General features: G+C 50.5%; 1 protein-coding gene. It reads right to left on the bottom strand.

The window, feature by feature from the left end; all coding sequences use genetic code 11:
- Positions 1-445 precede the first annotated feature (445 nt).
- Positions 446-1,480, bottom strand: coding sequence for an IS110 family RNA-guided transposase (locus C9J03_RS26305; protein ID WP_044621363.1), 1,035 nt, complete (start codon positions 1,478-1,480; stop codon positions 446-448).
- Positions 1,481-1,547 lie beyond the last annotated feature (67 nt).

The following is a 1,547-nucleotide window of genomic DNA, read 5'->3' as shown; positions in this document are numbered from 1 at the left end:
CATACATGGTCGCCCCGGTTTGCCAAGTACCCACGCTCTAAAAAATCAAACTGGTTAAGATTGCAGTCATACATCCGGACTTAGTTCGGCATGTATGCCGCTGTCCCTAAAGGATTCCGCTGACCCAAGCCTTATCATAATGACGCATTAGCAAAATCACTATGCCATGTTAAATGCAGGTTCATTGAGTCTCGGTCTTACCTGTTTGGCCTTTAAATCGTGTTTACCTCTAGCAATCGGTTTGGGTATGTTTTTGCCTGCTTCACCGTCGGATTTCGCCGACAGTCTGTTGGTAACACTGATAACATTCTTACAACGTGCTATCAGGCTCTAAAGTCACTCTGTTTTCATTGGTTTTTACCTTGTTCAGCCGCTTTTTGTCGCGAAAATTTTTTCGTGGTGCGGATTAGGTATCATATGTTAAATACAGCCCTGTTTGACGAAATTACCCGGCAAAGGCATCCGGGTACCGCTTGGGGTTGTAGTCTTCGCCACGTGTCAGCATTGCCCATAACGTCCGGGCATTTTTGTTGGCCAGTGCTACCGCCGCCACGTTTTTATTGCGCCGGTTGATAAGCCCGCCCAACCAACTCTCTGGCGGTACCTGGTGACTTCTGGCTATCAGGACGGAGCGGGCGCCGTGAATGAGCAGGGTTCGGAGGTAGGCATCGCCTCGCTTGCTCATGCCGAGTAAGATATTTTTACCCCCGCTGGAGTGTTGTCGGGGAACCAGTCCTAGCCAGGCGGACAGCTGCCTCCCGTTTTTGAATTCAGAGCCGTCACCAATGGTGCCGACGATCGCGGTGGCACTGATCAGGCCGATGCCTGGTAGTGACGCTATCCGTTGGCTCAGTTCGCAATGCTTGAAGTGTGCTTTGAGTGACTGGTCAAATTGCTCAATATGCTCACTCAGTTCGGTTAAATGATCATAGAGTCGTGACAGCACCTGGCGGAACGTATCGGGCAAGGCGTTCTCGGCATCTTCTAAGATGGTGGGGACATGTTTGTGTATCGCGACTTTACCGGTAGGCAGGACAATCCCAAACTCGGTCAGCAGTCCCCTGATTTGGTTGATTTGTGCAGTTTGGGTTTTGATAAAACCGGCCCTGGCCCGGTGAAGGGAAAGCAATGCCTGCTGATCCGGTGATTTTATCGAGACAAAGCGCATGTTCGGCCGGGTTACCGCCTCACAAATGGCTTCGGCATCTGCGGCATCATTTTTGTTGGTTTTGACGTAGGGCTTAACAAACTGAGGGGCCATTAGCTTCACGGTATGGCCCAGGTTCCCTAAAGTCCGAGCCCAGAAGTGAGCACCACTGCAAGCTTCCATTCCAATCAGGCAGGGCTCTACATTAGCGAAGAAGGTGGAGAGTTGATGTCGTTTCAGTTTCTTTTTCAGTACGGTCTTACCATGCTGATCAACCCCATGAAGCTGGAATACGTTTTTCGCTAAGTCGATACCGACAGTTGTCATCGTCATGCTCGTTCTCCTTTCCCGCAGTTACCGCCATAGTAGACGGCTGAGAGAGGGGCGACCATTCCATTAT

The sequence above is a fragment of the Photobacterium gaetbulicola genome, from assembly GCF_003025515.1.
Classification (GTDB): Bacteria; Pseudomonadota; Gammaproteobacteria; order Enterobacterales; family Vibrionaceae; genus Photobacterium; species Photobacterium gaetbulicola.
The sequence above is the reverse complement of the archived record's forward strand: the minus strand, read 5'-3'. Positions and strand labels throughout refer to the sequence as shown.

Bases quoted from the DNA above. Each gene is read 5' to 3' on its own strand.
- C9J03_RS26305 (WP_044621363.1), bottom strand. From the start codon at position 1,480: ATGACGATGACAACTGTCGGTATCGACTTAGCGAAAAACGTATTCCAG.